Source organism: Geodermatophilus ruber, from assembly GCF_900114385.1.
GTDB classification, from domain to species: Bacteria; Actinomycetota; Actinomycetes; order Mycobacteriales; family Geodermatophilaceae; genus Geodermatophilus; species Geodermatophilus ruber.
Window position 1 is genome coordinate 59,909 of record NZ_FOSW01000007.1, and the last position, 23,672, is coordinate 83,580.

General features: G+C 75.2%; 25 protein-coding genes. 9 read left to right on the forward strand and 16 right to left on the reverse strand.

All coding sequences use genetic code 11. The annotated features are described in order from the left end of the window. Positions 1 to 118: 118 nt before the first annotated feature. From BMZ50_RS12595 to BMZ50_RS12605, 3 genes are all read right to left on the reverse strand, one after another. Positions 119 to 397 carry an SHOCT domain-containing protein gene (locus tag BMZ50_RS12595; RefSeq protein ID WP_091324944.1) on the reverse strand — a complete coding sequence of 93 codons (279 nt, stop codon included), beginning with the start codon at positions 395 to 397 and terminating at the stop codon, positions 119 to 121. A gap of 1 nt (position 398) precedes the next feature. Then, on the reverse strand, positions 399 to 890 hold the full coding sequence (locus BMZ50_RS12600; protein WP_218146226.1) for a DUF6325 family protein: 492 nt from the start codon (positions 888 to 890) through the stop codon (positions 399 to 401). Between the two features lie 100 nt (positions 891 to 990). Continuing rightward, positions 991 to 1,545, reverse strand: coding sequence for an HdeD family acid-resistance protein (locus tag BMZ50_RS12605; protein ID WP_177212767.1), 555 nt, complete (start codon positions 1,543 to 1,545; stop codon positions 991 to 993). 148 nt (positions 1,546 to 1,693) lie between these two features. Here BMZ50_RS12605 and BMZ50_RS12610 point away from each other — a divergent pair, with 148 nt between their 5' ends. The 3 genes from BMZ50_RS12610 (at position 1,694) to BMZ50_RS12620 (ending at position 3,131) form a co-directional block, all read left to right on the forward strand. After that, positions 1,694 to 2,170, forward strand: coding sequence for a hypothetical protein (locus BMZ50_RS12610; RefSeq protein WP_143087165.1), 477 nt, complete (start codon positions 1,694 to 1,696; stop codon positions 2,168 to 2,170). Continuing rightward, a complete protein-coding gene (locus tag BMZ50_RS12615; RefSeq protein WP_091324951.1) occupies positions 2,164 to 2,514 on the forward strand; it encodes a hypothetical protein in 351 nt (116 codons plus the stop codon). Before BMZ50_RS12610 ends, BMZ50_RS12615 begins: the two co-directional genes overlap by 7 nt. A 65-nt stretch (positions 2,515 to 2,579) precedes the next feature. Further along, the gene (locus BMZ50_RS12620) at positions 2,580 to 3,131 is read left to right on the forward strand and encodes a potassium channel family protein (RefSeq protein ID WP_218146227.1); all 552 of its coding nucleotides are present in this window, start codon (positions 2,580 to 2,582) and stop codon (positions 3,129 to 3,131) included. A 12-nt stretch (positions 3,132 to 3,143) separates the two neighbouring features. On the opposite strand, the gene BMZ50_RS12625 is transcribed toward BMZ50_RS12620, so the two are convergent. Beyond that, entirely contained in the window at positions 3,144 to 4,745 is a 1,602-nt protein-coding gene (locus BMZ50_RS12625) for an SHOCT domain-containing protein (protein WP_091324953.1), read from the reverse strand. Between the two features lie 188 nt (positions 4,746 to 4,933). On the opposite strand from BMZ50_RS12625, the gene BMZ50_RS12630 reads away from it, so the two are divergent. Beyond that, complete coding sequence (locus BMZ50_RS12630; protein ID WP_091324956.1) at positions 4,934 to 5,314, forward strand: carboxymuconolactone decarboxylase family protein; 381 nt, start codon at positions 4,934 to 4,936, stop codon at positions 5,312 to 5,314. Positions 5,315 to 5,386: 72 nt separating this feature from the next. Here BMZ50_RS12630 and BMZ50_RS12635 read toward each other — a convergent pair whose 3' ends face one another. Next, entirely contained in the window at positions 5,387 to 5,845 is a 459-nt protein-coding gene (locus BMZ50_RS12635) for a DUF7144 family membrane protein (protein WP_091324958.1), read from the reverse strand. A gap of 44 nt (positions 5,846 to 5,889) precedes the next feature. Beyond that, complete coding sequence (locus tag BMZ50_RS12640) at positions 5,890 to 6,327, reverse strand: SHOCT domain-containing protein (RefSeq protein WP_091324961.1); 438 nt, start codon at positions 6,325 to 6,327, stop codon at positions 5,890 to 5,892. Between the two features lie 164 nt (positions 6,328 to 6,491). Between BMZ50_RS12640 and BMZ50_RS12645 the strand changes: the two genes are divergently transcribed. Next, positions 6,492 to 6,749: a lipopolysaccharide assembly protein LapA domain-containing protein gene (locus tag BMZ50_RS12645; RefSeq protein ID WP_091324963.1), complete on the forward strand. Its 258-nt coding sequence runs from the start codon at positions 6,492 to 6,494 to the stop codon at positions 6,747 to 6,749. A gap of 60 nt (positions 6,750 to 6,809) precedes the next feature. On the opposite strand, the gene BMZ50_RS12650 is transcribed toward BMZ50_RS12645, so the two are convergent. From BMZ50_RS12650 to BMZ50_RS12680, 7 genes are all read right to left on the reverse strand, one after another. Then, a complete protein-coding gene (locus BMZ50_RS12650; RefSeq protein WP_091324965.1) occupies positions 6,810 to 8,273 on the reverse strand; it encodes an MFS transporter in 1,464 nt (487 codons plus the stop codon). A 31-nt stretch (positions 8,274 to 8,304) separates the two neighbouring features. Then, on the reverse strand, positions 8,305 to 10,137 hold the full coding sequence (locus BMZ50_RS12655) for a glycoside hydrolase family 15 protein (RefSeq protein ID WP_091324968.1): 1,833 nt from the start codon (positions 10,135 to 10,137) through the stop codon (positions 8,305 to 8,307). 113 nt (positions 10,138 to 10,250) lie between these two features. Next, positions 10,251 to 10,538: a hypothetical protein gene (locus BMZ50_RS12660; protein ID WP_091324971.1), complete on the reverse strand. Its 288-nt coding sequence runs from the start codon at positions 10,536 to 10,538 to the stop codon at positions 10,251 to 10,253. Further along, positions 10,535 to 10,774: a hypothetical protein gene (locus BMZ50_RS12665; RefSeq protein WP_091324972.1), complete on the reverse strand. Its 240-nt coding sequence runs from the start codon at positions 10,772 to 10,774 to the stop codon at positions 10,535 to 10,537. The genes BMZ50_RS12660 and BMZ50_RS12665 overlap by 4 nt, the downstream gene beginning before the upstream one ends. A 170-nt stretch (positions 10,775 to 10,944) precedes the next feature. Then, positions 10,945 to 13,575 (reverse strand): winged helix-turn-helix domain-containing protein, encoded by a 2,631-nt coding sequence (locus BMZ50_RS12670; RefSeq protein ID WP_091324974.1) that lies wholly within the window; start codon positions 13,573 to 13,575, stop codon positions 10,945 to 10,947. A gap of 292 nt (positions 13,576 to 13,867) precedes the next feature. Further along, a complete protein-coding gene (locus BMZ50_RS12675) occupies positions 13,868 to 14,425 on the reverse strand; it encodes a hypothetical protein (RefSeq protein ID WP_091324976.1) in 558 nt (185 codons plus the stop codon). A 176-nt stretch (positions 14,426 to 14,601) separates the two neighbouring features. Further along, the gene (locus tag BMZ50_RS12680; protein WP_091324978.1) at positions 14,602 to 15,849 is read right to left on the reverse strand and encodes an AI-2E family transporter; all 1,248 of its coding nucleotides are present in this window, start codon (positions 15,847 to 15,849) and stop codon (positions 14,602 to 14,604) included. A gap of 239 nt (positions 15,850 to 16,088) precedes the next feature. Here BMZ50_RS12680 and BMZ50_RS12685 point away from each other — a divergent pair, with 239 nt between their 5' ends. The 3 genes from BMZ50_RS12685 to BMZ50_RS12695 are packed head-to-tail and all read left to right on the forward strand — an operon-like array spanning position 16,089 to position 18,980. After that, positions 16,089 to 16,862: a (Fe-S)-binding protein gene (locus BMZ50_RS12685; RefSeq protein ID WP_091324980.1), complete on the forward strand. Its 774-nt coding sequence runs from the start codon at positions 16,089 to 16,091 to the stop codon at positions 16,860 to 16,862. A gap of 37 nt (positions 16,863 to 16,899) precedes the next feature. Beyond that, complete coding sequence (locus BMZ50_RS12690; protein WP_091324982.1) at positions 16,900 to 18,360, forward strand: LutB/LldF family L-lactate oxidation iron-sulfur protein; 1,461 nt, start codon at positions 16,900 to 16,902, stop codon at positions 18,358 to 18,360. Continuing rightward, positions 18,357 to 18,980: a LutC/YkgG family protein gene (locus tag BMZ50_RS12695; RefSeq protein ID WP_091324984.1), complete on the forward strand. Its 624-nt coding sequence runs from the start codon at positions 18,357 to 18,359 to the stop codon at positions 18,978 to 18,980. The genes BMZ50_RS12690 and BMZ50_RS12695 overlap by 4 nt, the downstream gene beginning before the upstream one ends. 77 nt (positions 18,981 to 19,057) lie before the next feature. On the opposite strand, the gene BMZ50_RS12700 is transcribed toward BMZ50_RS12695, so the two are convergent. The 3 genes from BMZ50_RS12700 to BMZ50_RS12710 are packed head-to-tail and all read right to left on the reverse strand — an operon-like array spanning position 19,058 to position 22,039. Further along, complete coding sequence (locus tag BMZ50_RS12700; RefSeq protein ID WP_091324986.1) at positions 19,058 to 19,714, reverse strand: HAD-IA family hydrolase; 657 nt, start codon at positions 19,712 to 19,714, stop codon at positions 19,058 to 19,060. Between the two features lie 31 nt (positions 19,715 to 19,745). Beyond that, on the reverse strand, positions 19,746 to 20,414 hold the full coding sequence (locus BMZ50_RS25055) for a response regulator (protein WP_091324988.1): 669 nt from the start codon (positions 20,412 to 20,414) through the stop codon (positions 19,746 to 19,748). Next, positions 20,411 to 22,039, reverse strand: a complete 1,629-nt coding sequence (locus BMZ50_RS12710) for a sensor histidine kinase (RefSeq protein WP_091324990.1) — start codon at positions 22,037 to 22,039, stop codon at positions 20,411 to 20,413. The genes BMZ50_RS25055 and BMZ50_RS12710 overlap by 4 nt, the downstream gene beginning before the upstream one ends. Before the next feature lie 154 nt (positions 22,040 to 22,193). Here BMZ50_RS12710 and BMZ50_RS12715 point away from each other — a divergent pair, with 154 nt between their 5' ends. Continuing rightward, complete coding sequence (locus tag BMZ50_RS12715) at positions 22,194 to 23,624, forward strand: cation:dicarboxylate symporter family transporter (protein ID WP_091324993.1); 1,431 nt, start codon at positions 22,194 to 22,196, stop codon at positions 23,622 to 23,624. Positions 23,625 to 23,672: the final 48 nt, after the last annotated feature.

The window sequence follows — 23,672 nt, forward strand, 5'->3', positions numbered from 1 at the left end:
GGCATGCATCGAACATAGGTTCGAGGTACGGCAGAAACGGGCTGCTCCGGCTCGTGGTTGCTTCGCACGACGGGCGAGATGCCCAGCGACCGACGTCCCGGCAGCCGGTGGCAGTGACTCAGGAGTTGAGGATCGCCGCCTTCTGCAGCTCGAACTCGGCGTCGTCCAGGACGCCGGTCTTCCGGAGCTCGCCGAGCTCGCGCAGCTGCGCCAGCTTGGTCGCCGTGTCCGTGCCCGCGGGCGGAGCCGCCGGCCCGGGGGCAGGCGCGGGCTCGGCGTAGGCCGCCTCCTGGGCGCCCCAGCGCCCCGCCTGGCGGCGGGAGACCCGGTTGGACACGGAGGTGGCGGTCCCGGCGATCACGGCAGTGCGGGCGACGCCTCGGAGGAGACCCGGCATGTCAGCTCCTGGGGGTGGGGACGGGCGGGGTCCCGCCGGCCTTCTCGGCCGCGTCGAGGACCTCGAGCAGGGACTGGATCGGGATGCGCCCGGAGGCGACGAGCTGGCCGCCGGCCCGGCGCAGCGCCACGGCGAACGGGGCGGCCCAGACGTTCTCGTACACCAGCACCCCGGCGGCGTTCCCCGGCTCCAGGGCGTGGGCTGCTTCGTCGAGGTCCTCCGGCCCGAGCAGGCCGGAGGCCGCACCGTCGAACAGCAGCGCCTCGAGCATGCCCATCCCCTCGAGGTCGACCATGCTCAGCGTGGTGACCGCGCCGTCGGCCTCCTTCCGGAGGAAGGCCAGGTCGAGGATGCGGATGATCCCCCGGTCGACCAGGTCGACCAGCAGCGGCAGCGCCTCCCCGGTCATCCCGTTCCCCGGGAACTCCACGACGATGTAGTCGACCGGGCCCATCTGGTCCAGGGCCGCCGGTCGTTCGAGGTGTGCGGTCATGTGTGCCCTCCAGCGGTGGGGCGGAGTCGGCCCACCATGCGCCCGGCGGCGCGGGCCGGCGTCATCCCGGGCGGACGATCGGCGGGCGGACGACCGGCCGTCAGCGCGCCCGGGGCATCGAGAGCCCCGCGGCCAGCAGGAAGCCGCCGAAGAGCAGCACCTGGATGCCGAGCAGCACCGACAGCACCAGCACCGTCACCTGCGGCCACGCCAGGGCCATGATGCCGACGACGACGTTGAGGACACCGGCGAAGGCCAGCCAGCCCCAGGTGGGGACCTCCCGGCGGGCGGCGACGGCCAGCGCGATCCGTACCACCCCGTGCAGGAGCAGCGAGACGCCGGTGATGACCGCCAGCGTCCACAGCGTGATGCCGGGCCAGAAGGCCGCGACCAGGCCGCCGACGATCAGGATCGCGCCGACCAGGACCGGACCCCACCGGCGGCCGCTGGCCTGCGAGCCGGCGATCTCCAGGCAGCCGGCGAGCACGAGAGCCAGACCGATGAGGAAGGCGAGGGTCCGCGCGGCGGCCACGGGGTTGAACAGCAGCACGATCCCCACGGCGACGGTGGCGCCGCCGAAGACGATCAGTCCCGTCCTGCCGAGGCGGGCCCCCCGTTCAGGTGAGCGGGACGAGCGGGAGGAGACGTCGGCCATGGGTCCTCCTTCGCAGGCAGCGACGTGCACCGCAGCCGGCACCGCCGCCGCTGACGACGGACGCCCCCAGGCTGTCGCGGCCCGCGGTGGGCGCACATCATCCGGGGGGGAGGATCCGCGGCCACCCCGGGTTGATGACCGTGGGCGCATGAGCCGGACACGGATGGCCGGGGTGCTGGTCCTCCTCCTCGGGGCAGCGGCGGCCGGGTGCGGGGGCGACGGCGGGTCCGCCGCCACCGGCACCACGACCGCCGCCACCACGAGCGCCGCCACCACGACCGGCGCCCCCACTGGAACCGGCCAGCCGGTGTGCTCCTCGGTCGCGGCGCTGCAGACCTCGGTGAACGCCCTCGGCGACGTGGACGTCGGCGCCTCGGGGGTGGCCGCGGTGCAGAGCTCCCTCGGCGCCGTCAAGGCCGACGCGCAGGACGTCGTCCGGGACGCGCAGGGCCAGTACGCCGAACAGACCGACCAGCTGAAGACGGACCTGGCCGCCGTCGAGTCCGCGGTGCAGACCGCGCAGGGCACTGCCTCGGCGGAGACCCTGCGCGGCGTGGGGACGGCGATCCGCACGCTCGGGGCGGACGTCCGCACCCTGTCCCACGACGTGGCCTCGACGTGCTGACCGCCCGAGCGGACACCGCCCCGTCCCCTGCGGAGCGGCGGGCGGCGGGCAAGGCGCGACGCCACGACGTCCCGCAGGAGATCGTCACCGCCACCGTCGCGCGGTACCGGGCCGCGATGGCGCGGTTCGCCGCCATGCGCGATCTCGAGGTCTGGTACAGCTCCGTCGACGCGGCCGGCCTGCAGCAGGTGGTCGCGCCGCGGCTGGACGTCCGGCGCCGGAAGCGGTTGACCCGGGCGCTGGTCGAGTTCGCCGAGACCTGTGCCGACCTGAGCGAGCGCGACCACCGCGCGCTCGCCGACGCCGTGGCGGCCGGGCGGGTGACGGCGCGCACCGGCCTGTGACCCGGCTCGGTCCCCGCGGGCCGGAGGACAGCGAGCCGGCCGCGGACGGTCCACCCTCGGACGGCGTGGACGGCCTTCCCCCCACCGGCCACGCGGGCCCCTCCTCCACGCCGACGCGGTACCTGCCGGCGCGGCGCGCGCTCGCCCGCGCCGGGCTCCGGACGACGCTGACCGTCGCCGCCCTGCTGGTGCTTTTCTACCGGCTCCCGCTGGAGCGGGACTTCAGCGCCGGGACCGTGGTCGCCCTGCTGGGCGGGCTGCTCGCGGTCGGCGTGCTGGTGGGCTGGCAGGTGCGGGCGGTGCTGCGCTCGCCCTATCCGGGCCTGCGGGCGGTGGAGGCGCTGGCGCTGATCGTTCCGCTGTTCCTGCTGCTGTTCGCCGTGGTCTACGTCGTGCTCGACGGGTCGGTGCCGGGCTCGTTCACCGAGGCGCTCAGCCGCACGGACGCCCTCTACCTGGTCGTGACCGTGTTCACCACGGTGGGCTTCGGCGACATCACGCCGGTCACCGAGGTGGCGCGCATCCTGGTGACCGTGCAGATGGTCTGCAACCTCGTCGTGCTGGGCCTGGGGTTCAAGGCGATCCTCGACGCGGTCCAGCGGCGCAGGAGGGGCTGAGGACCGCTGCGGTCACAGCGCGAGCAGCCGGTTCTTCTCCCGGGCGAACTCGTCGTCGGTGAGGACGCCGGCATCGTGCGCCGCGCCGAGGCGCACGATCAGGTCCAGCCGGCCCCCGAGTCCGGCGAGCACCTCGGGGGTCAGCGCGCCGGCCGCGGGTAGGGGCGGCACGGCCGGCTCCGCGGAACGGGTCACGACGAGGGTGGCGCCGGGGACCCCGTCGGTGGACGGTCGCGCGCTCGGCACGGGCGCCTGGTCCGGGGAGGGCGCGCCGGGCGCCGGCGCGGGGAGGGGCTGGCCCGCCGCCTCCCCTCCGGCCGGAGCGGGCCGGGCTGGCGGCGGGACCGGGGGTTCCGCGGGCGCCTCGGCGGCCGGCTCGGGCGCCCGCGCCGCGAGCCACTCCAGCAGCCCGAGCCAGAGCGCGACCAGCGCCGCGATCCACACCAGCACCGACAGCGTCGGCGCCGGCCAGAGCAGCAGGACGACCGCGCCGGCCACGATCCCGATCCACCGCGCGGGGCGCAGGTGGGCGGCGACGAAGGTGCCCAGCCCGGCGACGCGCCGGTCGAGGTCCATGCCGGCGACGAACGCCCGGGTATCGGCGGCGACCCGGCGCGGCCAGCTCTCGCCCGCCGGGACCACGGCACCGGGCTCGCCCGGGGCCCGCTCGGCAGCCAGGGCGCGGGCGGCGGCGTGCTCCTCGCGCCGGTGGCGGACCTGCTCGGCGGCGGTGCGCGCCCCGCGGCGGACGGCCGCGACCAGTCCGAGCCGGCCCCAGACCAGGGTCAGCACGAGCACCACGAGCGCCAGGGCGACCAGCCAGATCGTCCAGGCGCGCAGGCTGCCGGCGACGACGTCCCAGATCGCGCCGACCGCGTCGCGGTTGATCGGCTGGGCGGCCGACAGCACCGGCCCGCGCGCCACCCGCAGCGCGACCAGCGCCAGCAGCCCGAGCACCGCGGTCGTGACTGCCCAGGCCCGCAGCGTGCCGCGCCGGTTCCGCGACAGCGCCAGCGCGCCGGCCAGCGTGGCCAGGGCCAGCACGCCGAACCACCACCACACCGACTGGAGCAGGTCGATCGCGGTGTAGAGCTGCGGGGCGTCGGCGGGGGTCACGAGCGTGACGCCGACGTCGTCGGGAACGAGGCTGAGCACCTGACCGGCCACGCCGTCGCGCCGGTCCGCGGGGACGAGGTCCTTGGCCTGGCCCAGGGTGAACCGCACCGGCTCGCCGGCGACCAGCTGGGTGTGGGCCGAGGTCAGCGCCGCGTCGGTGAGGTCGGTGAACCGGTCGGAGGTGAGCAGCCGCTGGGTGCCGGTGGCCACGATCGAGCGGATGCCCTCCTCGATGGTCGGCTCGAAGCGCTGCAGCCGGTCGGGCAGCACCGCGACCGCGTCGTCGACCGCCTGCTGCACCTCCGGGGTCGCCATGACGGTGCTGGTCACCCGGTCGGTGATCCGCGCCTGCACCGCGGGCTGGGCCAGCATCGTCTCGGTGTCTGCGACGAACACCTCGGTGTTGATCACGTGCCGGCGGGTCCACAGCGAGGTGCTGGCGAGCAGCAGGCTCACGGCGCTGAGCAGGATCAGCAGCCCGGTGAGGAAGCGGCGCATGGTGTCCCTCCACCGCGTCGGTCGCCACCGCGAGGGCCGGGCACGACGCCCGGACCGGTGGCCCGTCGAGCATGCGTGCACGCTCCGGGCCGGCCCTCACCCCGGCCGGATGAGGCAGACCCCGGCCGGCGGGCGCGACGGTGGCGGGACCCGGACCGCGGGTATCCCCACCATCCCCAGGAGGAGCCATGACCATTCCCGAGCCACGCGAGGCATCGGCCACGCAGTCGGCGCTGAGCGACATCGCCTCCGGCGACGGGCCCGTCCTCGAGCGCCTCGTCGCCATGAACCTGGACTCCTTCGAGAACTCCGGGCTCGATGACAGGACCTACTTCCTCGTCCGGCTCGCCGCGCTCGTCGCGATGGACGCCGCTCCGGTGTCGTACCTGATCAACCTGGGGCTGGCCTCCGAGGCGGGGGTGACCGTCGAGGATGCGCAGGGCGCTCTCATCGCCGTCGCGCCGGTCGTCGGCAGCGCCCGGGTGGCCTCGGCCGCGGGGAAGATCCTGCGCGCGTTCGGACTGGCGGCCGCGGCCGCGGGCGTCGAGGAGGAGGTGGCCAAGGCGTGAGCGGCAGAACCTGATCGCAGGCCGTCGGGCCCGCGCGACCGGCCGGTCGCGCGGGCCCGACGGGGTCTGCGCTCAGTACGTCGTGGACTTCAGCTCGCGCCCGTGGACGACGATCGCGTAGATCACGATGACGTCGAGCGCGATCACGATCATCGACCACACCGGGTAGGCGGCGATGAACACCAGGTTGACCAGCGCGCTGAGCCCGGCCAGCACCACCCCGGCGACGCGCGCCGCGGTGTTGCCGGCGAGCAGCCCCACACCCGTCAGGCCGATGAGGACACCGAGGATGAGGTGCGTCCACCCCCAGACCGTGTAGTCGAGGTTCAGCACCAGGCCCGCCGACGTCACCACGTAGTAGTTGTCGTTGACCAGGGCTACGAGCCCCTGCACCACCTGGAAGGCAGCGACCAGGATCATCATCACGCCCGCGAAGACGACCCAACCGGCCCAGCCGGTCGCGGCCTCCTCGTAGGCGGGCTCCCGCCGCGCGGTCTGCGCGGCCTCACTCCGACGCGACGTGTCGGCCATTCTCGTTCTCCCCTCGTGCGGGTTCGGGTACCGGACACCCCGGGTCAGGCGGACAGCAGCCTGCGCTTCATGACCTCGTACTCGTCGGCGGTGATGGCACCGCTGTCGAGCAGCGACTTGGCCTTCATCAGCTGGTCGGCGCCGTCCCCGTTCGATGGGGTGGCCCGGGAGGCCGGGGTGGTGCCGGGGGCGGTCTCGCCGGTCCCCGCGACCGACCGGATGTAGTCGTCCATCGCCGCGCGCTGCGCGCGGGCCTGCGCCTCGTTCCGCTCACCCATCGACCGGCCCTGGGTGATCAGGTAGACGAAGACGCCGATCAGGGGCAGGAAGAGGGTGAGCACCACCCAGCCCGCCTTGGCCCAGCCGCCGATGTCCTGTCGCCGGAACACATCGGTGTAGACGACGATCAGGAGCCAGATCCACAGGATCCAGCCGAAGAACACGAACATCGACCACATGACATCCAGCAGCGGATAGTCCATCGCCCCTCCCTGAGGCCGTGTGTCTTGGGCCGAGTGTGTGCGGGCCGACCGGGTCCGACCTCGTCCGGTGAGGATGAACGCCCCTCCCGGCCTGGTCATCCCCGCGGGACGAGGCCCGCCCCGGCCGGCCGCCCTACGGTTCGGGAGCCGCTTGGGAGGTGGTCATGACCGAACCGAGTCCCGACGGCGCCCGGATCAGCGGCGGCGTCCTCGCCACGCTCGCCGGCGGCGGCCTGCTCGCGGTGTTCATGGTGCAGAACACCGAGAACGTCACGCTGCACTTCCTGTTCTGGAGCTTCACCTGGCCGCTGTGGCTGTTCACCCTGACCGTCGCGGCGCTGGGCGCGGTCGTGTGGCTCGGGGTCGGGGTGCTGCGCCGCCACCGCCGCCGGCAGGCCCGGCGGGACGCCCGGCGCGAGTGAACCGGCCGCGAACCGGCCGCGCTCCTGCCGCCTCCGGCCGGTGCTCCTGCTGCCTCCCGGTCAGTGCGCGGCCGCGGTGTCCCGCGCGGTCCTGCGCGGGATGAGCAGCGCCGCGACCCACCCGACCACCGCGCAGGCGACCAGGACCACGATCGCGAACGCGTACTGCCGGCCGCCGGGAACCGCCCCGGCGACGAGCGAGCCGGCGATGGCCACGCCCAGCGAGGAGCCGAGGTTGGACACGCTGCGCGAGACCCCGGAGATGTCGCCCTGGACCTCCTCGGGCCAGGCCGACTGGACGAGGTTCACCGACGCGGTGAGCATGATCCCGACCCCGGCGCCCATCAGGAGCAGGCCCGGGACGAACGACCAGACCGACGGGCGCTGCGAGCCCAGCGCGAGCAGCAGCGCGAGACCGAGCGCGGTCACGAAGAAGCCGGCCCGGATCAGCCGGCGCTGCGAGTGCCGCTTCGCCATGCGCGGCGCGGCCGCCGACGCCACCAGCACACCGATGGTCGCGGGCAGGAGGACCAGCCCGGTCTCGATCGCGGAGAACCCCCGGGCCTGCTGCAGGTAGACCGAGATCACGAAGGCCGCCCCCTGGAGGATCAGCCACTGGAGGGTCTGGGTCAGCAGGCCGAGGTTCGAGGTCGCGTTGCGGAACAGGCGGACCGACACCAGGGGGTCGCCCCCGCGCCTCTCCCGCGCCCGGACGTGGACGAAGAACGCGGCGAGGAAGACGGCGCCGATCCCGACGAACAGCCACACCGGGGAGATGCCGCCCTCGCGGATGAGGACCGTGCCGCCGACGGCGTAGTCCCGCGTCGCCCGGAACCAGCCGTAGCCGCCGGACTGGAGCACACCGAAGACGACGAAGAACAGCCCCGCCGCCGAGAGCACCGCGCCGAGCCAGTCCAGCCGCGGCCGCTGGGCGCTCCGGGGCGGGTCGCTGATCCGGCGCGCGAGGAACGCGATCCACGCGACGACCAGCACCTGGAGCAGGAACGACGCCCGCCAGCTGACGTAGCTGGTGATCAGGCCACCGATCAGGGGGCCGGAGGCGGCGCCGATGCCCGCGGCGGCGCTGACGACGCCGAAGTACCGCGCGCGGGTGGGGACGTCGTCGAACAGCACGGTGATCAGGATGTAGATCGGCGGGATCAGCAGGGCCGAGCCGATCCCCTCGAGCAGCGAGTAGCCGATCAGCAGGACGGGGAGCCCCTGGGCGAACGCGGCCAGGAGCGCACCGGCCCCGTAGATGACCAGGCCGGCCAGGAAGCAGGTCCTGCGGCCCAGGATGTCGGTCAGCTTGCTGCCGGGGATCATCAGCGCCGCCATCGTGAGGGTGAACAGCGTGATGGTGGCCTGGATCCCGCTGACCGTGGTGCCCAGGTCGGTGGCGATCGCGGTGATCGCCACGTTCATGTTCGAGGCGGCGTAGCTGCAGATGAACTGCGCCAGCGCCAGCGGCAGGACGGCGGCGCGCGCCGTCGCCACCCCCGCGCCGCGGCCGGTCGCGGTCATGGCTGCCCCTCGGGGGACCGGGCGGGGGACGTCAGTCCGCCGCCTGCCGGTCGAGTGCCGCGTCGAGACTGATCGCCGCGTCGATCAGCGCCAGGTGGGTGAACGCCTGCGGGAAGTTCCCGATCTGCTCACCGGTCAGGGCGATCTCCTCGGAGTACAACCCCACGTGGTTGGCGTAGGTGAGCATCTTCTCGAACGTGGTCCGGGCGTCCTGGAGCCGTGCGGCACGCGTGAGCGCGTCGACGTAGGAGAACGTGCACAGCGAGAAGGTGCCCTCCTCCCCGCGGAGGCCGTCCGGCGAGGCCTCCGGGTTGTAGCGGTAGACCAGGCTGTCGGTCACCAGCTCCCTGTCCATGGCCTGCAGCGTCGTGGACCACATCGGGTCACGGCCGTCGATGAACCCGACGGTGGGCATCCGCAGCAGCGCGGCGTCCAGGACGTCGGTGTCGTAGTGCTGCACGAACGCCTGGCGCCGGAAGTGGAAGCCACGCTCCATGACCTGCTGGTAGATGCGGTCGCGCTCGGCGGTCCAGCGCTCCAGCGGTGCGGGCCGGCCGTGCTCGACCGCCAGCCGGAGGCCGCGGTCGAAGGCGGCCCAGCACATCACCCGCCCGTAGGTGAACGGCTGCCGCCCGCCGCGGGTCTCCCAGATGCCCTCCTCGGGCTGGTCCCAGTTGTCCGCCAGCCAGTCCAGGACACCGGAGAGCGCCGTCCAGCCCGCATGGGGCAGCGGCAGGCCGGCCCGGACGCCGCGGTACATGCTGTCCAGGGCCTCGCCGTAGATGTCCAGCTGCAGTTGCTCGGCCGCGCCGTTGCCGACCCGCACCGGCGCCGAGCCCCGGTAACCGCGCCAGTGGTCCAGGACCTCCTCCTTGAGGTCGGAGGAGCCGTCGATCCGGTACATGATGTTGAGCGGGCCGCTGTCGCTGCCGGCCCGTTCCCGGACCCGGTCGCCGAGCCACCGGCCCAGCTGTTCGGCCTCGTCGAGGAACCCGAGCCGCAGCAGCGCCTGCACGGAGAAGGAGGCGTCGCGCACCCAGGTGTAGCGGTAGTCCCAGTTGCGCTCGCCCCCCACCTGCTCGGGCAGGCCCGCGGTCGGCGCGGCCACCAGGCCGCCCGTGGGGGCGTAGGTCATGAGCTTCAGCGTGATGGCCGAGCGCTGCACGGCCTCGCGCCACCGGCCGGTGTAGGTGGAGCCGGCCAGCCACGACCGCCAGAACCCCACCGTCCTGTCGAACAACGCCCGGACCTCCGCCACCCGCGTCTCCCGGGGCGGCCCGTCGGCGGCGGACTCGAGCACCAGCCCGCGGAGCTGGCCGGCGACCAGGTCCAGGGACCCCCGCACGTCCCCGTCGTCGACCCGCACCTGCGCGAGCCGCTCGTCCGCGGGCTCCCGCACCACGTGCAGGGTCAGCCGGAGCGTCTCGGACGCGAACACCACGCCGTTGTCGGACAGCTCGGTGCGGTGCGGCCGGCGGCCGTAGTCGAACCGCGGCGCCACCTCGACCTCGAAGCTCATCCGCCCCCGGACGCACTGCACGATCCGGATCAGCCGGTGGTGGTCCGTGGCCGCGTTCCCGGCCGGCGGCATGAAGTCGACCACCTGGCCCACCCCGGCCTCGGTGAGGAAGCGGGTGACGAGCACGGCGGTGTCCGGGAAGTACATCTGCTTCGACGTGTAGCCCCCGCCGGCCGGGCGGATCCGGAAGTGCCCCCCGTGGTCGTCGTCCAGCAGCGCCCCGAACACGCTCGGTGAGTCGAACCGGGGGCAGCAGAACCAGTCGACCGACCCGTCGGTGGTCACCAGAGCCGCGGTCTGCAGATCTCCGATGAGCCCGTGTTCAGCGATCGCCGTCTCGAGCATGGCCGGTGTCCTCCCACGTCATGCGGGAAGGGCAGCCGGCGCTTCCCGGACCGGGAGCGGCGCCCTTCTCCGAACCGCCTCGCCACGGTCACCGAGCCGCGCTCGCCCCTGCTTCACCCGGGGTGGATGAGTCCGCGCGGCCAGGCCCGGATCTCCACGACCTCCACACCCGAGGCGGTCAGCCGGCCCACGACGTCGGCGAGGTGGCGGTCACCGGCCACGACGAGCCGGCAGGTCGTGTGCCGCGGCACGGCCGTGGCGCTGGCGGGCACCGGCAGGGACGCCACGAGCGCGGCGCTCAGCACGGTCCGCACCGACAGCTGGAAGCGGTACCGCCGCGGGTCCGGGGAGACGTCGTCGCGCGGTCGGGACCCCGGGGCGGGCGGCAGGGGCACGGTCACTGCGGTTCGGCGAGGCGCTGCTCGGGGACGTCGGCAGGGTGGCTGCGGACCTCCAGCAGATCCAGCCCCAGGCGGCTCAGCCGCTGCAACAGGCCCTGCAGCCCGGACTGGTCCGTGGGCTGGGTGTTCAGGACGGTGAGCGGTGGTTCCTCGTGGATGTCGAGCGCCCCGATCTCGCGCAGCAAGTCCGCGGGCACCGCGCCGCGGACGCGCAGTTCGTAGACCTGGAGACCCATGTCGCCTCCTCCGTCGCCGGAGCGGAGCGGTCCACCGGCCGCGGTGCTCCCGGCCTGCACCGTGGCCGCTGGTCCGAGCGGGTGCGCGGTGTCCCCGAGCCTCCGGCCGCCGCGCGCCCCTCGCCTCGTCCCGGCCGGATGACACAGCCGGATGGCGCCGCCGGGCCGGTTCAGATGATCTTGATCTCGCGGGCTCGGCGCACCGCCTGGTTGCGCCGGCTGACCCCCAGCTTCCGCAGGATGCTGCGGATGTGCGTCCGCACGGTGTTGACCGAGACGAACATGGCCGCGGCGATCTCGGCGGTGGACAGCATCTCGGCGAGGTGCCGGAGCACCTCCAGCTCCCGCTCGCTGAGCGCCTGCGTCACCGGCGCCGCGGTGCCCGGGACGGCGGCGCCGGGCAGGAGGTCGTCCGGGGGGACGCGTGGCAGCGGGACGGCCGGGCGGGGCGCGGTGGACGTGGGGGCCAGCCAGGCGCCGGAGGCACCGAGCTGCGGATGGCTCCGCAGCAGCCGCCGGACCTGCGGCGGGGCGTCGAGGAACGGCCAGCGCAGCCGCTCGGGAGCGGCCAGCCGAAGGGCCCGGGTGAGGGCCGCGACGGCGGCGGCGCCGGCACCGGCGTCGGCCCGCTCGCACGCCCGGACGATCTCGGCCTCCACGGCCACGGCCAGTGGCAGCTCGGCGCCCGCGGGCACGGGCGCCGCGGCGTCCGACCCGCCGAGCAGGCCGGCCCGGGCGAGCAGCAGCGCCCGTCGGGGCGCGTCGGTGAGCTCGCCCAGCAGGCCCACGCCGGCCGCCACCTCGTCGTGCGCGAACGCCACCCGCACCTGCTCGCCGACGACCTGCTCGCGCACCCACCGGGGCGCCCCCGCGTCGGCCAGGTGGGGACGGAGGCAGTCCTCGGCGGCGGCCGGCTCGTGGCGCAGCCGGAACAGCCTGCTGTGCAGCACGGCCAGCAACGGCGCGGTGAGCGGCCCGTCGGCCTCCGCCGCGCTCTCCTGCGCCCGGAGCATCCAGCGGCGGGCCTCGGCGTGCTCGTTGCGGTCGACGCAGACCCAGGCCGCCGCCGTCGCCACCGCGGGGGAGTACGCGGCGCGGGACGCGTCGGGCGTGCCGCACAGCGGCCCGGCGCGGGTGATCAGGTCCTCGGCGCGGCGCAGCCGGCCCTGCACGGCCTCCAGGAGTGCGAGCCTGCCCAGGCACCGGCAGCTCAGCCGGCGGGACGCGACGGCCTCACTGGCCGCGAGCGCGGCCCGGTGGGCCTCGAGCAGGGCAGCGTCGGTGGCATCGCTGCGCAGCAGGGCGGTCGCGCGGGCCGCGGCCAGCGCAGCGGTGAGCTCCCGGCGCGCCGGCCGGCGCTCGTCGGGCAGCTGCGCCACCAGCCGGGCTGCCCGGGCCGACGCGTCGAGGACCGGCCCGCCGGCGGGGGTCCCGGCGGCCGCCGCCACGGCCGCGACGACCGACCCGCAGGCCCGCAGGCGCAGGCCAGCGGCGGCGTCCCCGCCCGCGGCGGCCGCGGCGGCCACGTCCTCCGGCCGCGGGGACCGCCCCACCGACAGCGCCCCGGCCGCCCGGACGACGGCCGCCGCCGGCCCCGGCAGGTCCGCGGGGACCGCGTCCAGCCCGCGGGTCGCGGACCCGGGCTCGCGGATCAGCAGGCGGCTGACCACCAGGCCGTCGATCACCAGCGCGACGACCAGCTGCCAGTCCCCGGCTGCGTGCGCGTGCTCCAGCGCCTCGCCGTCCCGGCCCTCCTCGGCGTACCAGTGCGCGCAGACGCGGTGCAGCTCGGCGACCTCCCCGGGCAGCTGGTAGGCCAGCTGCGCCTCGAGCATCTCGCGGAACAGCGGGTGGATGCGGTACTCACCGGGGACCTCGGCGGCCGGCTCCACGAACGCGTTCGCCCGGGCCAGCGCGGCCAGAATGCGCGCGCCGCCGCGGCCGCCGAGGCGGTCGACCAGCTCCGGGTACAGCTCGGGTGCCACGCTGACCCGCAGCAGGAAGCGCCGCACCGAGGCCGGCTGGTCGGCGAGCACCTCGGCGACCAGGTACTGGGCCACGCTCCCGTCGTCCTGGACCAGCCGGGAGACCAGGTGCGCGGCACCCGCGCCCTGCTTCAGGGCGGCCGCGGCCAGCCGGAGGCCCACCGCCCATCCCTCGGTGGCGTCGCGCAGCGCAGCGGCGACCTCCGGAGATTCGGGGACGCCGAGCAGCCCGAGCAGCTGCCGGGTCTCCTCGGCGGTGAAGGCCAGCTGGTCGCCGCGGATCTCGGTGATCGCGTCGGTCAGCCGGTACTGGTGCAGGGGCAGCGGCGGGTCGGCGCGGGCGCAGAGCACCAGCCGCAGCCGCGTGCCGGCGTGCCGGATCAGCAGGTGCAGACCGGTGGTGAGCTCGGAGGTGACCAGCTCGTCGGCGTCGTCCAGGATCAGCACGACCGGCCGGGGGTGCGCGAGCAGGCACGCGGCCAGCCGGGGGACGTAGCCGTCGGGAACGCGCTCGCCGCGTGCGGGGGGCTCCAGGCCGGCGAGCTCGACGCCGGCCCCCCGCAGCGCCTCGGTGACGTAGGCCCAGAAGAGCGCCGGCTCGTCGTCGGAGGCGTCCAGGGTCAGCCAGGCGGCCGGGTGCCGGGCCTGCTGCTCCTGCAGCCAGGATGCCGCCAGCAGGGTCTTCCCGGAACCGGCGGGGCCGCTGATGAGCGTCACCGGCGCCCGGCGCACGCCCCCGTCGAGCAGCGCGAGGACCCGGGGACGCACGAGGAGGGCATCGCCGAGGAAGGGCGGGGCCAGCCTCGAGGTCAGCACGGCGAGGCCGTCTCCCGGCGGGCGCCCCCGTGCGGGCCCGGGACCCGCTGCCCGCCCGCCGACCGGCTGCGCTGCGGACATCCTGAGTCCTCCAGGTCACGGTGCCGGCGACCGGTGTGCGGGGTCCGGGCCCGGCGTGACGTAGTGCGGGCGCTGCGCGTCCCACCCTGGCCCGCCGTAGCGGAACGAAGGAGAGCAGAACGTCCCGTTCCCCCGAGGAGGTGGTGCACGACCGGATCGCGCGAGGCCGGTCCCGCTCAGACGGGGGGCGCGCCGCGGGACCGGCCTGGCACTAGGCCGCGGGGGTGTCGCCGACGTCGGTGCGCGGGTGCGGGCGGCGGCGTACGTGCCGCAGCGACCGCGGGAGGCCGCGGTGCCCCCGCTGCGGTGCCGGAGGGCTCTGCACTCCTGGAGGGCTCTGCACTCCTGGAGGGCTCTGTGCTCCTGGCGTGCGGCCCGCCGCGGACGGGTCCACCGGGAGCCCCGGCGCCCCGGGCAGCCGCGCGGACCGGTCGGCGGGCGGCAGCTGCAGGGGCCGGGACCGCCTCCGCCGCCCGGGGTGGACGTGCGCCCGGGCCGACACCCGCGTGCCGGCCACCGTCACCAGCCGGACCACGGGCGCCCCCCGCGACCCGACGGCGTGCCCGGCGCCCGCGGCTGCCCCGAGCAGCCGGCTGCGGATCCGCACCATGGCGTGCTCTGCCTCGGTCAGCGGCTCGCCTCCGGCGTGCCCTGGAACGCGGGGCGCGCGCTTCTCCCGCTCCCAGCGCGCGGTGCTGCTGCGGGCCAGGGCGATCACCAGCGCGGTCGCCAGGAGGAACCCGACGACGCTCACGATCGGCCAGAGCATGGCGGCCCCACCTTCGGGCGACCGCGGGGATTCCGGATCCCGTTCGTCCGCGACGCCGCTCCGACGATCCCGCCGACGGACCGCGCCGACAAGGAGATCCCGCACGGCCGACCGGCGCACCGGCGCGTCGCGCCGACGCCGGCTCCGCGGTCGACCCGGCGGTCACCTGGGGTCGGTCAGGCGGGCGGGGAGGCCTTCCGCGGCGTGAGCTCGTCCCGCCGTGAGGCTCCGGCGGCCGGGGGGCCGGGAGCGGTGGCCGGTCGCTCCCCCGCGGGCTCTTCGGCTGGTTCCTCTGCTGGTTCCTCGGCCACGAGTGCGTACCGGCGTCCGTAGGTGTCGATGACCGACTCGATCGCGGCGACGACGGGGATGGAGACCAGCGCGCCCCACGGCCCGAACAGGCCGGCGCCGGCGAGCACCGCCCCGAAGGCCACCGCGGGGTGGATCGCCACCGTGCGCGCTGTGATGCGCGGGGCCAGCAGATAGTTCTCCACCTGCTGGTAGACGATGCCGAACACGACGACCCAGAGGGCGTCGCGCGGCTCCCCGGACAGGGCGATGACCGCCGGGACGGCGATGGCCAGGTACGTCCCGATGGTGGGCACGAACTGGGAGACCAGCCCGGTCCACAGCGCGAGCGGCAGCCAGAACGGCACGCCCAGCAGCCAGAGGAACAGCCCGGTGGCCACCGCGCTGACCGTCGCGAGGATCAGCCGGGACACCACGTACCCACCGGTCTTCTCGACCGCGATCGTCCACACCGTGGCGATCACCCGCTGGTGCCGCGGCGGGAACCACCGGGACACGGTGATGCGCAGCCTCGGCCCCTCGGCGGACATGTAGAACGCGAAGAGCAGGAACGTCAGCGCCTGGAACAGCAGGCCCACGAACGAGGCGACGATGCCGACCACCCCGGGCGTCAGCTCCTGGACCAGCTGCTGGATCCGCTCCGGGGTCAGCTGCAGCGACGCGACGACGTCGCCGGCCGAGAAGTCCGTGTCGAAGGTGCGGTTGACCCAGAGGACCACGTTCCCGACGACGTCCGGCAGTCCGCTGACCAGCTGGGCCAGCTGGTCGACCAGCAGGGTGCCGAAAACGGCCACGAAGCCGACCACCAGCCCGACGAGCCCCACCAGAACGAGGCCGGTGGCCGCCCCCCGCCGCAGTCCGCGGCGCTCGAGCGCGTCGACGACCGGCTCGACGCTGATCGAGAAGATCCAGGCCAGGAACAGCAGGCCGAGGAAGCCGCTGAGGTTCCGGAAGGCCCACACGAGCACCTGGTAGCCGGCCACCGCCACGAGGACGAACAGCGCGGCCCGGCGCAGCCACGGCGGCGCCCGATCCGGCCGGCCGGCCGCGTCGCCCTCGGGCTCGCGGGGGCCGGCACCGGCGACCGGTTCTCCGGGGTCCTGGGTGCGGTCCACCGGTGGACGTTAGGACGGGGCCGACCGGCGGGACAGGGTCCAGCGGTCCGGTTCCGCGGGCCCGGGCACCCCCGCCGGCTGCCCCGCCCCGGCAGGCCCGGTCGTCGACGCGTCGATCTCTCGGCACGCAGTGAGGTGGGGCCCGGCTCTGTTAGCGTCCCAGGCCCCTGCCCCGTGCCGGCGGCGCGTGGGTCGAGCATGGTCGCCCGCGCGCCCGCGGCCGGCCGGGAGGGATCGCGGTGAGGGTCGCGCTGTTCGCCACCTGCCTGGTGGACACGCTGGTGCCACAGGTGGCGCGGGCGACGGCGGTGCTGCTGCAGCGGCTGGGCCACGAGGTGGTCGTCCCGCCGGGGCAGACCTGCTGCGGGCAGATGCACGTCAACACCGGTTACCGGCGCGAGGCGGTGCCGATCGTGGCCAACCACGTGCGCGCCTTCGCCGGCGCCGAGGCGGTGGTGGCGCCGTCCGGGTCGTGCGTGGCCTCGATCCACCATCAGCAGGCGATGGTGGCCCGCCGGGCCGGGGAGACCGCGCTCGCCGAGGAGGCCGAGGCGCTGGCCGCGCGCACGTACGAGCTGTCGCAGTTCCTGGTCGACGTCCTGGGCGTGGTCGACGTCGGCGCCTACTACCCGCACCGGGTGACCTACCACCCGACCTGCCACTCGCTGCGCCTGCTGCGGGTGGGCGACCGGCCGCAGCGGCTGCTGCGCGCCGTGCGCGGGCTGGAGCTGGTGGAGCTGCCGGGGGCGGAGTCCTGCTGCGGGTTCGGTGGCACGTTCTCGGTCAAGAACGCCGACACCTCCACGGCGATGCTGACCGACAAGATGGCGAACGTGCTGGCCACGCACGCCGAGGTGTGCACCGCCGGGGACGCCTCCTGCCTGATGCACATCGGCGGCGGGCTGTCCCGGATGCGCTCGGGCACCCGCACGGTGCACCTGGCCGAGATCCTCGCCTCCACCGAGGAGGCCGTGGCCCCCGACCAGGCCACCGCCCCGGCGGTGTCCCGATGAGCGCCACCATGGCCATTTCGGCCCTTGGGGGGCGACGGTGAGCCACGTGTTCCTCGGCATCCCGACGGCGCCGCGTGGAGTCGGCCACCTGCGCGGGGACCGCCCGTTCCCCGAGGCCGCCCGCGAGGCGCTGCGCGACGGGCAGCTGCGGGCCAACCTCGGCCACGCGACGTCGACCATCCGCGCCAAGCGGGCCGCGGTGGTCGGCGAGCTGCCCGACTGGGAGCAGCTGCGCGCCGCCGGCAGGGCGATCAAGGCCGCCACCATGGCCCGGCTCGACGAGCACCTGCTGGAGCTGGAGGCCCGGGTCACCGAACGGGGCGGCACGGTGCACTGGGCGCGCGACGCCGCCGAGGCCAACGCGATCGTCACCCGGCTGGTGCGCGACACCGGCGCCGACGAGGTGGTCAAGGTCAAGTCGATGGCCACCCAGGAGATCGGCCTCAACGAGGCGCTGGAAGCCGCGGGGATCCATGCCTGGGAGACCGACCTGGCCGAGCTGATCGTCCAGCTCGGCGAGGACAGGCCCTCGCACATCCTGGTGCCGGCGATCCACAAGAACCGCGCCGAGATCCGCGAGATCTTCCTGCGCACCATGCCCGACGTCGACCCCCACCTCACCGACGAGCCGCGGCAGCTGGCGATGGCCGCCCGGGCGCACCTGCGCGAGCGGTTCCTCCGGGCGAAGGTGGCGATCAGCGGCGCCAACTTCGCCGTCGCCGAGACCGGCACCCTGGCGGTGGTGGAGTCCGAGGGCAACGGCCGGATGTGCCTGACGCTGCCGCAGACGCTGATCACCGTCATGGGCATCGAGAAGCTGGTGCCCACCTGGCGCGACCTGGAGGTGTTCCTCCAGCTCCTGCCGAGAAGCTCCACCGGCGAGCGGATGAACCCCTACACCTCGCTGTGGACCGGCGTCACCGACGGCGACGGGCCGAGCGAGTTCCACCTGGTGCTGCTCGACAACGGCCGGACGGCGACGCTGGCCGACGAGGTCGGCCGCGAGGTGCTGCACTGCATCCGCTGCTCGGCCTGCCTCAACGTCTGCCCGGTCTACGAGCGGACCGGCGGGCACGCCTACGGCTCGGTCTACCCCGGCCCGATCGGCGCCGTCCTCTCCCCCCAGCTCACCGGGGTCGAGGACAACGCCTCGCTCCCCTACGCCTCCAGCCTATGCGGGGCCTGCTACGACGTCTGCCCGGTGGCCATCGACATCCCGAGCATCCTGGTCCACCTGCGCGCCGAGCACGTTGAGGCCCAGACCCGCCTCACCCCCGAGGCGGTGGCGTTCAAGGCGCTGGCGAAGGCGATGTCGAACTCGCGGCTGTGGCGCACCGCCCAGAAGGCCACCCGGCTCGGCCGGCTCCTCGCCCGCGGGCGGCCGATCCTGCCCGCCACGCTGCCCCCGCCGGCCTCGCAGTGGACCTTCAGCCGCGATCTGCCGACGCCGCCGAAGGAGACCTTCAGCGAGGCCTGGGCCCGGGAGCACCGCCGGTGACCGCCCGCGACGAGGTGCTCGCCCGCATCCGCACCGCCCTGGGCCCCGACCGGCCACCGCCGGAGATCGCCCGCGACTACCGCACCACCGACGAGCGGACGGTGGCGGAGCTGCTCGCCGTCCTCACCGACCGGCTCGAGGACTACCGGGCCACCGTGCTCCGCTGCGCCCCCGACGCGGTCGCCGCCACCGTCGCCGCGGCGCTGGACGCCGGGCTCGGTGCCGGCTGGGACCCGGCGTCGGTCGTCACCGCCCCCGGCCTGCCCGGACCGTGGCGGCCCGGCGGCGCCGCGGAGGACGACGGCCGGCCCGCCGCCGAGCTCGCCGCGTTCGCCGCCACCCTCACCGGGGTCGCCGTGGCGATCGCCGAGACCGGCACCCTCGTGCTCGACGGCTCGCCCCTCTCCGGACGGCGGGCGCTGTCCCTGCTCCCCGACTGCCTGGTCTGCGTGGTCGAGGCCGGCCAGGTCGTGAGCGGCGTGCCGGAGGCGCTGACCCGGCTGGACCCGGCCGCCCCGCTCACGATGGTCAGCGGGCCGTCGGCCACCAGCGACATCGAGCTCAACCGGGTCGAGGGCGTGCACGGCCCCCGCACCCTCCTGGTCGTGCTCGTCGCCTGACCGGGGCGCGGAGGGCGACCACGGGTGGTGCCCTCCGACTCGCCGCGCCGCGCCCCAGGACCGGGCGGGCGGGCGGGTCAGCGGCTGGACCTCAGCAGCGCCTCCGGGGGAACGGCCAGCCGGGCGCCGTCGAAGCGCAGCCCGCGCAGATCGCGCACCACCACCTCCGCCGGCGTCCCCAGCGCCCGCTCGCCGACGCCGACCACGGTGGCTCCCGCGGCCATGCCCGCCGCGACGCCGGCCGGGCTGTCCTCGAGGACCACGCACTCACCCGCCGGCAGGCCCAGCCGGGCGGCGGCCCGCGCGTAGCCCGCGGGGTCGGGCTTGCCGGCCGGCACGTCCTCGGCGCACACGAGGACCGGCGGCACCGGCAGGCCCGCCTCGGCCAACCGGGCGGTGACCAGCTCCTGACGCCCGGACGTGACGACCGCCCACGCGCCGGCGGGCAGCGCGGTGAGCAGGTCGGCCGCGCCCGGCAGGGCGGTGACCCCGGCGGCGTCCTCGACCTCGTACCGGTCGATGGCCGCCAGGGCGTCGGTGCGCGCCGCCTCCTCGACCAGCAGGGCCACCGTGTCGGCCGAGCGCCGGCCGTGCACCATCGCCAGGACCGCGGCGGCGTCGAGGTCCCGCTCCTCCGCCCAGCGGGACCACGACAGCTCGACGACGGCGTCGGAGTCGACGAGGACGCCGTCGGAGTCGAACAGCAGCCCGCGGCAGGGGACGGCGACGGTCACGAGGCACCCCTCCCGGGGATCCGCCGGCAGGTCAGCGCCACCGGTACTCCAGCTCCGGCCGGCCGGTGCCGCCGTAGCGGGGCACCCGGTCGACCAGGCCGGTGTCGGCGAGGTACTCCAGGTAGCGGCGGGCGGTGATCCGCGAGGCGCCGATCAGCCGGCCGGTCTCGGCGGCCGAGACCCCGTCGGCGGCCCGGACGGCGGCGACCACGGCGTCCAGCGTCTCCCGGCCCATCCCCTTCGGCAGCGGCGCCGGGCGGCTGGGCCGGGCGGCGCCGAGCACCCGGTCCACGTCGTCCTGGCCGGCGGCGTCCCCGCCGGCGTGCAGCCGCTCCCGGTACTCGGCGTAGGCGGTCAGCCGGTCCCGCAGGGCCGGGTAGGTGAACGGCTTGAGCAGGTAGCCGACGACGCCGTGGGCGGCCGCGGCCCGCACCGTGGTGAGCTCGCGCGCCGAGGTGACCGCCAGGACGTCGACCTGCGCGCCGGCCCCGCGGATGCGCCGGCACAGCGTGATGCCGTGGGTGTCGGGCAGGTTCATGTCCAGCAGCACCAGATCGACCGGGAGCCGGAACAGCGCGTCGAGGGCCTGGGCGCCGGTGCCGGCGACCGCGGCGGTGGTGAAGCCCGGCGTGCGGTCCACGTAGGCGCGGTGCGCCTCGGCGGCCACCGGCTCGTCCTCGACGACGAGCACGCGGATCACCGGGGCGCCCTCGCCGGCACGCGCAGCGGCAGCGTGACCGAGAACTCGGCGCCGGGGCCGGGGCGCACCGCCAGGGTCCCGCCGTGGCGGCGCACGGCCGCGGCGACCAGCGCCAGCCCGAGGCCCCGGCCGAGGCCGGCCGGCGCGCCGGAGGCGTCCTTGGTGCTCCAGCCGCGCTCGAACAGGTGCGGCAGGTCCTCGGCGGCCACGCCGGGACCGGTGTCCTCCACCCGGATCTCCAGCCGGTCGTCCTCGACCCAGGCGGCCAACTGCACCTCCCGCGGTGGATCCCCGGCCAGGGCCGCCTCGATCGCGTTGTCGAGCAGGTTGCCCACGATGGTGACCAGGTCGCCGCCGGGCAGGCCGGTCTCCCCCACCGCGGTGGCCGGGTCGAACTCCAGCAGCACGCCCCGCTCGTGCGCGGTCGCCGCCTTGCCCAGCAGCAGCGCCGACAGCACCGGGTCGCCCACGGCCCCGACCACCCGGTCGGTCAGCTGCTGGGCCGAGACCAGCTCGGCGGTGGCGAAGTCGACCGCCTCGCGGGTGCGGCCCAGCTCCACGAGCGAGACGGTGGTGTGCAGCCGGTTGGCGGCCTCGTGCGCCTGGGCCCGCAGCGACTCGGCGAAGGAGCGGACGCTGTCCAGCTCGCCGGTGAGCGCCTGCAGGTCGGTGTGGTCGCGGAGGGTGACCACGGTGCCGGCGGAGCCGCCCGCGGCCCGGGGCGGTGCCTGGTTGACCACGAGCACCCGGGCGCCGGCGACATGCACCTCGTCGACGGCGGTGCGCTGCCGGGCCAGCACCTCGGTCAGCTCCGGTGGCAGCCCGAGCTCGGCGACGCGCCGGCCGGTGGGGTCGCCGTCGAGGCCGAGCAGCCGGCGGGCCTCGTCGTTGACCAGCTGCACCCGCTGCTCGTCGTCCACCAGGAGCAGCCCCTCGCGGACGGCGTGCAGCACGGCGTGGTGGTACTCGACCATCCGGGCGAGCTGGGCCGGGGACAGCCCGTGCGTCTGGCGGCGCAGCCGCCGGTTCAGCCCCCAGCTGCCCAGGCCGCCGACGGCGAGCGTGACCAGCGCGGTGCCGGCGATGCCCGGGACGGCGCCCGCCAGGTCCCGGTCGATCGCCTCGACGGTGATCCCGGCCGACACCAGCGCGACCACGTCCCCGTCCGCGGACCGCACCGGCCCGGTCGCCCGCACCGAGGGGCCGAGGGTCCCGGTGTAGGTCTCGGTGAACGTCCGCCCCTCCAGCGCCGGGCCGATGGTGCCCCGGAAGGGCCGGCCGATCTGCGCGGGGTCCGGGTGGGTGTACCGGGTGCGGTCGGGACCGAGCACGGTGATGAACGACGTGCCGATGGCGGCCCGCACCTGCTCGACGTAGGGCTGCAGCACCGCCGTCGGATCCGGGCCGGTGACCGCGTCGCGGACCAGCGGGGACTCCGCGAGGCTCTGCACGATGCCGGTCACCTGCCGCTCGGCCGACTCCCGCACCCCCCGCTCCGCCCGGACGTAGGCGACGGCCGTCGCCGCCAGGACGACCGCGGCGACCACCAGCACCTGGAGCAGCAGCAGCTGGTGGGCGAGGCTCGCGGTCCCGCGGCGGCGCGGGGAGAAGGCGGGGACGTGCACTCCAGCGAGTGTCCCGGCGGCAGCTGTGTACGCAATGAACACATGCGTGACCGCAGTCACTTCGCGGCGGACCGTGAATCCCGGCACCCCTTCCGGGGCAGACCCCCGCCACCCCGGGGAGGCAGCCCGCCTCCCGCCTACCACAGGAGCAGGAATGGCCTCAGGCACCGCCGCCGACCAGCCGCCGACCACCCGGCGACGGGACCGCACGCACTGGCTCTACATCGCCGTCATCGGCGCGGTGCTCGCCGGGATCGCCGTCGGCTTCCTCTTCCCCGAGTTCGCGACCGAGCTCAAGTGGCTGGGCACCGCGTTCGTCGGCCTGATCAAGATGCTCATCGGGCCGGTCATCTTCTGCACGATCGTGCTGGGCATCGGCTCGATCCGGCAGGCGGCGAAGGTCGGTCGGGTCGGCGGGCTGGCGCTGGGCTACTTCCTGCTCATGTCGACCGTGGCGCTGGCGATCGGCCTGGTGGTCGGCAACGTGCTGCACCCGGGCGACGGCCTGCAGCTCTCCGAGGAGCTGCGCGGCCAGGGCTCGCAGCTGGCGGCGACCGCCGAGGAGAGCGGCGGCACCGTCGACTTCCTGCTCGGCCTGATCCCGACGACGCTGCTGTCGGCGCTCACCGAGGGCTCGGTGCTGCAGGCGCTGCTCGTCGCGCTGCTGGTCGGGTTCGCGATCCAGGCCATGGGCCGCTCCGGCGAGCCCCTGCTGCGCGGCATCGGCCACCTGCAGAAGCTGGTGTTCCGCGTCCTCGCCATGATCATGTGGGTGGCGCCGATCGGCGCGTTCGGCGCGATCGCCGCCGTCGTGGGCGAGACCGGCATCGACGCGCTGACCAGCCTCGCGGTGATCATGCTGGGCTTCTACGCCACCTGCGTGCTCTTCGTCGTGGTCGTCCTCGGCCTGCTGCTGCGGCTGGTCGCGGGGGTCAACCTGTTCGCCCTGCTGAAGTACCTGGGCCGGGAGTTCCTGCTGATCGTCTCCACCTCCTCGTCGGAGACCGCACTGCCGCGGCTGATCGCGAAGATGGAGCACGCCGGCGTGAGCAAGCCGGTGGCCGGCATCGTGGTGCCGACGGGGTACTCGTTCAACCTCGACGGCACGGCGATCTACCTGACCATGGCCTCGCTGTTCATCGCCGAGGCGCTGGGCGACCCGCTCTCGCTCGGTGAGCAGCTGGGCCTGCTGGCGTTCATGATCATCGCGTCCAAGGGCGCGGCCGGGGTCACCGGCGCGGGCCTGGCCACCCTGGCCGGCGGCCTGTCCGCCCACCGCCCCGACCTGCTCGACGGCGTCGGCCTGATCGTCGGCATCGACCGGTTCATGTCCGAGGCGCGGGCGCTGACCAACTTCGCCGGCAACGCCGTCGCGACCATCCTGGTGGCCACCTGGACGAAGGAGCTGGACCGCGGGCAGCTGGACGCCACGCTGTCGGGCCGCAGCCCCTTCGACGAGGCGACGATGCTCGACGACGACCACGGTGCCCCCGAGGAGCCGCCGGCGTCGGCCACCAACGGCGGCCCCGGCCGGCGGGACGACGAGGCGGGGCAGCGCGAGCTGGCGGAGCCCTCGCTGCGCTGAGCTCCTCGGTGTTGATCATGGGGTTGTTGCACGCGACACGGGCGGGCA

Coding starts and splice junctions, on each gene's coding strand:
- BMZ50_RS12595 (WP_091324944.1), bottom strand. CDS start 397: ATGCCGGGTCTCCTCCGAGGCGTCGCCCGCACTGCCGTGATCGCCGGG.
- BMZ50_RS12600 (WP_218146226.1), bottom strand. CDS start 890: ATGACCGCACACCTCGAACGACCGGCGGCCCTGGACCAGATGGGCCCG.
- BMZ50_RS12605 (WP_177212767.1), bottom strand. CDS start 1,545: ATGGCCGACGTCTCCTCCCGCTCGTCCCGCTCACCTGAACGGGGGGCC.
- BMZ50_RS12610 (WP_143087165.1), top strand. CDS start 1,694: ATGAGCCGGACACGGATGGCCGGGGTGCTGGTCCTCCTCCTCGGGGCA.
- BMZ50_RS12625 (WP_091324953.1), bottom strand. CDS start 4,745: ATGCGCCGCTTCCTCACCGGGCTGCTGATCCTGCTCAGCGCCGTGAGC.
- BMZ50_RS12630 (WP_091324956.1), top strand. CDS start 4,934: ATGACCATTCCCGAGCCACGCGAGGCATCGGCCACGCAGTCGGCGCTG.
- BMZ50_RS12635 (WP_091324958.1), bottom strand. CDS start 5,845: ATGGCCGACACGTCGCGTCGGAGTGAGGCCGCGCAGACCGCGCGGCGG.
- BMZ50_RS12640 (WP_091324961.1), bottom strand. CDS start 6,327: ATGGACTATCCGCTGCTGGATGTCATGTGGTCGATGTTCGTGTTCTTC.
- BMZ50_RS12645 (WP_091324963.1), top strand. CDS start 6,492: ATGACCGAACCGAGTCCCGACGGCGCCCGGATCAGCGGCGGCGTCCTC.
- BMZ50_RS12650 (WP_091324965.1), bottom strand. CDS start 8,273: ATGACCGCGACCGGCCGCGGCGCGGGGGTGGCGACGGCGCGCGCCGCC.
- BMZ50_RS12655 (WP_091324968.1), bottom strand. CDS start 10,137: ATGCTCGAGACGGCGATCGCTGAACACGGGCTCATCGGAGATCTGCAG.
- BMZ50_RS12665 (WP_091324972.1), bottom strand. CDS start 10,774: ATGGGTCTCCAGGTCTACGAACTGCGCGTCCGCGGCGCGGTGCCCGCG.
- BMZ50_RS12675 (WP_091324976.1), bottom strand. CDS start 14,425: ATGCTCTGGCCGATCGTGAGCGTCGTCGGGTTCCTCCTGGCGACCGCG.
- BMZ50_RS12715 (WP_091324993.1), top strand. CDS start 22,194: ATGGCCTCAGGCACCGCCGCCGACCAGCCGCCGACCACCCGGCGACGG.